General features: G+C 60.7%; 8 protein-coding genes, 1 tRNA gene and 1 pseudogene. 3 read left to right on the top strand and 7 right to left on the bottom strand.

Features of this window, described 5'->3' with window-relative positions:
* A pseudogene (locus MOV75_RS21695) lies at positions 1 to 507 on the bottom strand (hypothetical protein); the annotation flags it as partial.
* A gap of 2 nt (positions 508 to 509) precedes the next feature.
* Positions 510 to 1,658, bottom strand: coding sequence for a phage tail protein (locus tag MOV75_RS21690; protein ID WP_247006576.1), 1,149 nt, complete (start codon positions 1,656 to 1,658; stop codon positions 510 to 512).
* Between the two features lie 408 nt (positions 1,659 to 2,066).
* On the opposite strand from MOV75_RS21690, the gene MOV75_RS21685 reads away from it, so the two are divergent.
* Positions 2,067 to 2,585 (top strand): septal ring lytic transglycosylase RlpA family protein, encoded by a 519-nt coding sequence (locus tag MOV75_RS21685; RefSeq protein WP_309486954.1) that lies wholly within the window; start codon positions 2,067 to 2,069, stop codon positions 2,583 to 2,585.
* Between the two features lie 204 nt (positions 2,586 to 2,789).
* On the opposite strand, the gene MOV75_RS21680 is transcribed toward MOV75_RS21685, so the two are convergent.
* Positions 2,790 to 2,960, bottom strand: a complete 171-nt coding sequence (locus tag MOV75_RS21680) for a DUF2934 domain-containing protein (RefSeq protein WP_247006572.1) — start codon at positions 2,958 to 2,960, stop codon at positions 2,790 to 2,792.
* Positions 2,961 to 3,462: 502 nt separating this feature from the next.
* Between MOV75_RS21680 and MOV75_RS21675 the strand changes: the two genes are divergently transcribed.
* Both MOV75_RS21675 and MOV75_RS21670 read left to right on the top strand, forming a co-directional pair.
* Complete coding sequence (locus tag MOV75_RS21675) at positions 3,463 to 4,317, top strand: hypothetical protein (protein WP_247006571.1); 855 nt, start codon at positions 3,463 to 3,465, stop codon at positions 4,315 to 4,317.
* Positions 4,318 to 4,935: 618 nt separating this feature from the next.
* Entirely contained in the window at positions 4,936 to 5,226 is a 291-nt protein-coding gene (locus tag MOV75_RS21670) for a hypothetical protein (protein WP_247006570.1), read from the top strand.
* A 144-nt stretch (positions 5,227 to 5,370) separates the two neighbouring features.
* Here MOV75_RS21670 and MOV75_RS21665 read toward each other — a convergent pair.
* The 4 genes from MOV75_RS21665 to MOV75_RS21650 all read right to left on the bottom strand — a co-directional run.
* Positions 5,371 to 5,448, bottom strand: a tRNA-Pro gene (locus MOV75_RS21665).
* Positions 5,449 to 5,554: 106 nt separating this feature from the next.
* Complete coding sequence (locus tag MOV75_RS21660; protein ID WP_246922358.1) at positions 5,555 to 6,136, bottom strand: MerR family transcriptional regulator; 582 nt, start codon at positions 6,134 to 6,136, stop codon at positions 5,555 to 5,557.
* A 24-nt stretch (positions 6,137 to 6,160) separates the two neighbouring features.
* Positions 6,161 to 6,502 carry an integration host factor subunit alpha gene (locus MOV75_RS21655; RefSeq protein WP_018456841.1) on the bottom strand — a complete coding sequence of 114 codons (342 nt, stop codon included), beginning with the start codon at positions 6,500 to 6,502 and terminating at the stop codon, positions 6,161 to 6,163.
* A 132-nt stretch (positions 6,503 to 6,634) separates the two neighbouring features.
* Positions 6,635 to 7,102, bottom strand: a 468-nt coding sequence (locus MOV75_RS21650; protein ID WP_309486953.1) for a 3-oxoacyl-[acyl-carrier-protein] synthase III C-terminal domain-containing protein, incomplete at its 5' end; no start/stop codon positions are given.

Here is a 7,102-nt window from a genome sequence, read left to right as displayed (position 1 = left end):
TGCCGCGCGCTCCGCGCCAGTAGCGGGCGCTGTGGCGGCCGCAGGCGGTGCGGGGGCCACCTCTTGAAACGGCTGCGTCGGATCAAACGGCGGCTTCTCGTTTGGAAAGCTTGCCCACGGATCGTGGTCAACGGGCACGAGCTTTGGTTGTGGAGGTGCGGCCGGCTGAGCGAAAGGATCGTGCTCCACCGGCACAAGCGTAGACTTGCGATCGGGCGTATAGCCTGGTGGAGGCGGCGGGACGCCAGTCCGCGGATCGAGCTTGTAGCCCGGCGGGAGTGGAGGCATTGGCGGCTCCGCCGGCGCACCGTAATGCTTTCGCAGCGCGGTGGTCATCTCCTCGTTAGAGGTGTTGACCGGAAACTCGACTATAGCGCCATCGGGCCCCTGCACCTGGATCGGCCGCGGAGCGCGCGGGCGAGGGCTCAATGCACGCTGGATATCAGCTTGAGTGAAGTCGTCCGGAAACTCATGGCGCTGGCCTTCGAACTCTACGAGTTGGGGCATCGTCAGTGCGCCTTGATGATGTAGTTGAGGATCAACGTCGGCTGGATGATGCCGAAGGAGTTGCTGGTGCCGCCCTGGGGCGTGCCGCTGAACATCAGCCCCGAAGCAGAAAAACTGAGAGTTTGCTCGTTCGTCTTCGGATATGAAGCGTCGCCGCCGGTGGCCAGCGAACCGTGCGCTGTACCGTTTCCGATCTGAATGCCGTACGGGCTCGAACTAATCGATCCCGCGATGGTGCCCGCCGGGGTATACGGCGGCAAGTTCGGGGTGGCGAGCACTCGCGACTCGGAGCCGCCGGGACTGCCGAGCGTCGTCGGATTGGCGAAGAAGCTGTTGGTCAAACGGCCAGCTGCGCTGCCGCCCATCGCGTCGGCGCCAGCCGCCACGCGCCCGCGGAGATCCGGTAGGGTGAAATGGGTGCCGTCGACCGAACCGTAAGTCGTGCCGATCGCGGCGAACAGCGCTGGATAGTCGGAGCGCAACACGGACTGGCCGTAGCAGAGCAGCCAACCATCGGGCACGCTCGTGCCCGCAAAGGGCATTATCGACGCCGCCGGGATGATCTGGTTCGCGTCGGGCCCCAACTTCGTGATGCCCACTGCGGCATCAGCAATCTTCGGACTGGTGATGCCCTGGTCCGCCACCTTGTTTGTGGTCACAGCGCCCGTGGCCAGCTTGCTGTTGGCGACCACGCCGTCAGCCAGCTTGTCGCCGGCCACCGCGCCCGCGGCCAGTTTGACGGACGTGATCGAACCGTCCGGAATGGCGGCCGCGGCGGTGAAATCTGCGATCTCGTCCCACTTGCCGGGATCGAAGGAAGGGCCTGAAACGTGGTCGGTGTTCGCGATGAAGAAGATTGAGTCGTGGAAAACGGTGCTGATGTTTGCGGCGTACCTGACACCAATCGCCCACCGGCTCGGTGCGGCAAAGCCGAGTGAAACGCTGCTGTCGAACTGCTCTTTGCCCACACTGCCGCGTTTCAGAGCGCCATCGGCATCTTGAATCTTTGATAAGTTTTGCTGGGTGTCGTCGATCGCGACTTTGACGGCGTTGAATTCGGCATCAAGGGCATTGCCCGGCTGCTGCGCGCTCGGGTTTTCGGCGCTGAACAGCGCGAATGACGTTTGACGGTTGTAGGGCGTTGATGACATTGGTCGCCGACGGGGTGAGAGGGAAGCGCGGGATTGCGCGGGTGGGTTGCCGTCGGCGAAGCGGCGTTGCGTCCGTGGGGATGACTGTAGAGGAATGAGGTGAGCAAAAAGTTACGACGCTAGGATCGTCACTCAGAGGCCTCTCGGGTTTAATTTCCAAATAGACTGTTCCGCGCACACCCGCCCGACCAGAACGCACGCCCTACGCAGGACTAACGATGCGAAGGTGCGGGCGTGATGCGCTGCAAGAGACCGCTGCTTTGCTGCATTGCGTCTCGCAAATCCCGCGCCCCACTTGGTAACGTCGGTATGCATTCACCTTTTGCCCACACATGAAAGCGTATCCAGGAACGCGCCTCAAAAGATCGCATTGTCCTTCTGCTTTTTACAATCGTAGTGAGGCCGACCATGCGTCTTCTTTGTAGAATAGTTGCCATTGCAACAGTCCCAGCGTGGATGTGGTTACATGTAGACTCTGCTGCGGCACAGGACTTCAATGATAGGTGGTCTATTATTCCAAAGGCACACGCCGAGCCCGCCCCTCAGGCAACGGAGGAGACCAATCAGAGCCCGCAGGCGCAGTCTCCTATCGAGCAAGAACCGCCGCGAACTTGGGAAGACCGCTCAGCTACTCGATCTTTCAACCGAGTGTTTTCCGGGAAGGCCTCCTACTACTCGTATTCGAAACGGAAGACAGCAAGCGGCGCAACGTTCGATCGGAATTCGCTAACTGCAGCTCATCGCAATCTGCCATTCGGCACGCACGTTCGCGTCACTGACCTTAAGAGCAGCAATTCGGTGGTCGTTCGTATCACCGATCGCGGACCATGGGTTCGCGGCCGCGTCATCGACCTGTCGTTGGCCGCCGCTCGCAGCTTAGGAATCACCGATCGTGGCGTCGCCCAAGTTCGTGCAGAGGTGCTTTAGCTGAACGGCAGTCGCCTGAGAGGGCATCAGCTGCCGCCTAGCTCCGTTGGACGGCTTCGCCCGCGCGCAGTGTGGTTAGCCCATTGATGATCGTCCCGTTGCGATCGATCGCGGTGACGGACTGCCCGGATCGAGAGCAGATCGACGAAACTAACCTGATACTCAGGCCCCCGGTGGGCCGTGCGTATCAGTTCGGACTCCGCATCACTCGGTGAACGTGCTGGATTTCTCACCCTGATTGATCTGGGAATCGCTCTTTGAGAGCTCGCGTTCGGCTTCGCACCAGAACTCTTGCTCGCGCCCTTCAGGCCGACCAGCTAACTCCCACAATTGATGAGCTCGATTGCGGATCTGATCGTTCGTCGGATTTGCCATGGCGCTTCATCGCTGTCCTCCACACAAACGTATCGTGAAAGGCCGAGTTCCTCAGCCCCCTCAAAGCAGCCAAAGGGCGTCACACCTGGTGGCTTGCTGCTACGACCGTCTTGCTGAATCGCAAGATTCCGCCGCGCGCGAAATGTAGCAACGCCTTCGGCAGTCCGTTCGTGGAAAGAGCTTCAAGCTCGATTTTTCCGGTGATAGGTCTTTGGCCGCGTCCATTCGAGGTGCTTGAAGAGCGTTCAAACTGCCGATAACGTCCGAGCATATTTAATCCGGGGGATTTTCAGTGCGATTTTTGCTTTGCCTGTCTTTCGCGGCAGCTGTCTTTATGCCGCCCGCATATGCCGCACCGCCATCTAGCTGCGCTTCCAAGTTTATCGGCGAATGGCGGCATTCCGGAGGAAATAAGGGGACGCTCACCGCTGACGGAAGGGCCATCTGTAGTGAACACGCGGCGTGTCAGGCTGAGGGGACTTGGACATGTTCCGGTAACAATATGACCTACAATACGAGCTTGGGCTCGTGGGTGTACACGCTGCAGCCCGATGGCTCGATCACGGCAAACGGTGGCATGGCGAGAGCTGTGCGCATCGGAAGAGCGCCCGCGGCGCCGGCCAAGCCCGTTCAGACTGGCTCGAGTGAAGCAGCTGCTGTCGGCAACCAAAACTCAAGGCCTGCACCCACGAAAGATTGCAGTGGCGTCAGCGGGAAGGTGAACGGCGTCGAACTGAAGCCAATGAAATGCGACGACGCACCGTCGAAAGCCGCGGCACTGGCGCCGGCGCCAAACGCTCAGCCAGCCAAACCAACGCAGGTTACCTCCGGCACGGTCGCCGGATCGAAGCGCGCCTTGGATGCGATCGCGGATATCTCGCCGGAGTTCAAAAAGGCGCTTGAGAACGCATCGCTTAGTTTGGAGAATGCGAAGATTGACCCTTCGCGCGTCAAAGAACCGGTAGTCAGAGAAGCCGAGAAGCGCCCAGCCAGAGTAGAAGCAAAGTCGTCTTCCGATAACTCGCCGTCTCAACAGGCGGCCGACGCCCCTCAAGATCCGCCGCGAGAAATCACTGACCTTGACCCGGAAGATTACGCGAAGAAGTGCAGAGATGAATCCTTCGAGAGCGGTCTCAAAAGCCTAAAGCAAGACATTGCTGCGGCAACAAGAGGCGTGACGCTGGAGCGGGATCCGAAAAACAAGAAGCCGGTCCGTGGCCTTAAGTTCTATCTAGAGAAATACAAACTGGTGAAGAGGGTCCTCAAAAGGTGCGCCGTAGAGGTCCTCAACAGGCAAGTGATTGATCCCATCGAGCGAAGCGGAATATTAGCCGACATCGCCGATGACCCCGAATAAGCGAACCCTGAACTTCTCGAATCCACGAAATTAGCGGAGCGGCTTTGCGGCCTTTGGACTACGCGCGGCCGCCTCCCCCCCTAGGGGTCGGAGCCGGGCCGAGGGTGTATGCACGCTGGGCTCTCGTTAAGACGTCTCGAGGCGGTCGCTTCAGCTGCGGTCGAAAGGCGCGCAGTCATATGCATGGCGCGACGTTCAATGAATCTTTGCGCATTGCTAGCACCACGTGCGCGCTAAGTCATTGCTGCTATGTACATATTTATGCGCGACGCGTCGTGTTTGGCTCGAATTTCTTGTCGGGTAATGCTCGGTTTGAGAAACCGACAAAAACGCTCAAATCGACAATTCCGCTAACTCGATCAGCCACTCCGCTGTCTGGTTTCACGTATTAGACTTTTCCAGACAAAATTTCCGTTGTCGATTTTTCGGTAGGCCCCATGCTGATCGCGGGTCGAAAGCCCAAACATCAGCCGATAGCCAATCCGGTCAGCGGCGATCACAAATCTTGTCCAGGGGCCGCGCGCGTATGTCCAAGGCGCACGCCCAAAGGCGCGTGGGGCCGTCTGATGTCGGTCATTTCGCCCCTGGACTCCCGTCTTGCTCGAAAGGCAAAACATCATGCGCAACTCAACCGCCGTCCGTACCTCGTCCCCCTCGACTGACCTCGGCGCCCTGCTCGCCCGCCGCGATACAGACCTAATCCTAGCCATTGAAGATGATAGCGCTCTGATCCGCTGCCAAGTTAGCTCTGCGGTCGCCGCTGCGATGCTCGCCCCTCTCAAGGGCAAGGCAGCCGGTCAATTCCGAGCTCTATCTGGCAACCGAGTCGAGATTGATGCGGCTGTGACCGTGCCGATGGCGTTGCGTATGATGGAAGCCAAGGCAGCAATGGAGAAAACGCTGCACTGAAACCGATGACGGCGGGCGGCATTGTTGCCGCCCGAAAGGGCTAAAATCAGCGCTCGTGCTTCCCCGGTGCTTCCCCGCGGGCGGCGCGGGCGCAATGCGCGATCAATAGGAGCGAAAATGTCCCTGCAATTGCAGTTTGTTAGATGGTCGGAGCGAGAGGATTTGAACCTCCGACCCCTAGTCTCCCAGACTAGTGCGCTAACCGGGCTGCGCCACGCTCCGAACGTCGTTCCATTAGCTAGGATCGGCGCGATGCGCAAGGCGAGCGACACCATTTTGGTGTCTCCGTCCAAGCCCGGGAACTGGCCGCAAAACCGGCGAAAGCGCCCTATCCGTCGTTCAGCGCCTGATCCAGCATTTCCCTGATGGCAACGAGGTCGGCGAGCGCCCGGCCGAGCCGTTCCCGGTCCAGCGCGCTGGGGCCGGCGGGTGCGGCGGGGGTGCCGCCCTTGCGGAAGGTGGTGAGGATGTCCTCGTCGTCGACCTCGGTGAAGCGGAAGTCGATGCCTTCCTCTTCATCGCCCTGGTAGTCGTCATCGTCGGCGTCCGTGACGCCCTTGATGGGCGCCTCCTCGTCCTCGGGCTCCATCAGGCTGGCCCCGATGGCGTCCTCGATCGCACCGAACGAGACCGCGGCCGCGCTGTCGGCGAGGCCCTGCACCGATTTGACGCCGTGCTCCTTCAGGATCCGCTGCACGCCGCGGATGGTGTAGCCCTCGCCGTAGAGCAGGCGGCGGATGCCCTTGAGCAGGTCGACGTCGTCGGGGCGGTAATAGCGGCGGCCGCCGCTGCGCTTCATCGGCTTGATCTGGGAGAACCGGGTCTCCCAGAACCGCAGCACGTGCTGCGGAATGTCGAGCTCCTGCGCTACTTCGCTGATGGTTCGGAACGCATCCGGCGCCTTGTCCAAATGCCAAATCCTTCGCGGAGGCGGTTACGCCTCGGGTTGAGCCTTGCTGGCATCGCCATTGGTGCGGTGCTGGGCGTTGATCCGCTGCTTCAGGATCGCCGACGGCTTGAACACCATGACCCGGCGCGGCGAGATCGGCACCTCGGTGCCGGTCTTCGGGTTACGGCCGATGCGCTGACCCTTCTTGCGGACCATGAAGGACCCGAACGAGGACAGCTTCACCGTCTCGCCCTTTTCCAGGCAATCGGTGATCTCCTTCAGCACGAGTTCCACGAAGGCGGACGATTCCGTCCGCGACAGGCCCACCTTCTGGTAGACGGCCTCGCAGAGATCGACACGCGTTACGGTTTTACTTTGATCGGTCATCGCCCTGCCCCACATCACGGCGAACAATTGTTGTCTGAAATTATGAGCTTACGATACGGCGGTCAACAGCGCTCATCAATGCAGCCGCATCGATAATCGCGCTGATTCGGCAAAATTTTATCGACTGTGGCTCTACCAGCGCACGAGCGCGGAGCCCCAGGTGAAACCGCCGCCCATCGCTTCCAGCAGGACCACATCGCCCTTCTTGATGCGTCCGTCCTTGCGCGCCACCGACAGCGCCAGCGGGATCGAGGCGGCCGAGGTGTTGCCGTGACGGTCCACCGTCAGCACCACCTTCTCCGGCGCGATATGGAGCTTGTGGGCGGATGCGTCGATGATTCGCTTGTTGGCCTGGTGCGGCACGAACCAGTCGATGCTGTCGGCATTCAGCCCGGTCGCCTGGAAGGCGTCGACGATGACGTCGGTGATCATGCCGACCGCATGCTTGAAGACCTCGCGGCCCTCCATGCGCAGATGGCCGACGGTCTGGGTCGAGGACGGCCCGCCGTCGACGAACAGCTTTGCCTTGTGGCGGCCGTCGGAGCGCAAGTGCGTGGTGACGACGCCGCGGTCGGTCGCGGCATTGCCCGGCTGCGCCTG

Source organism: Bradyrhizobium sp. PRIMUS42 (assembly GCF_023006515.1).
Classification (GTDB): domain Bacteria; phylum Pseudomonadota; class Alphaproteobacteria; order Rhizobiales; family Xanthobacteraceae; genus Bradyrhizobium.
Note: the sequence above shows the minus strand (reverse complement) of the source record. Positions and strands in the feature narration are given on the sequence as shown.

Coding starts and splice junctions, on each gene's coding strand:
- MOV75_RS21670 (WP_247006570.1), top strand. CDS start 4,936: ATGCGCAACTCAACCGCCGTCCGTACCTCGTCCCCCTCGACTGACCTC.
- MOV75_RS21685 (WP_309486954.1), top strand. CDS start 2,067: ATGCGTCTTCTTTGTAGAATAGTTGCCATTGCAACAGTCCCAGCGTGG.
- MOV75_RS21655 (WP_018456841.1), bottom strand. CDS start 6,502: ATGACCGATCAAAGTAAAACCGTAACGCGTGTCGATCTCTGCGAGGCC.
- MOV75_RS21690 (WP_247006576.1), bottom strand. CDS start 1,658: ATGTCATCAACGCCCTACAACCGTCAAACGTCATTCGCGCTGTTCAGC.
- MOV75_RS21675 (WP_247006571.1), top strand. CDS start 3,463: ATGACCTACAATACGAGCTTGGGCTCGTGGGTGTACACGCTGCAGCCC.
- MOV75_RS21680 (WP_247006572.1), bottom strand. CDS start 2,960: ATGGCAAATCCGACGAACGATCAGATCCGCAATCGAGCTCATCAATTG.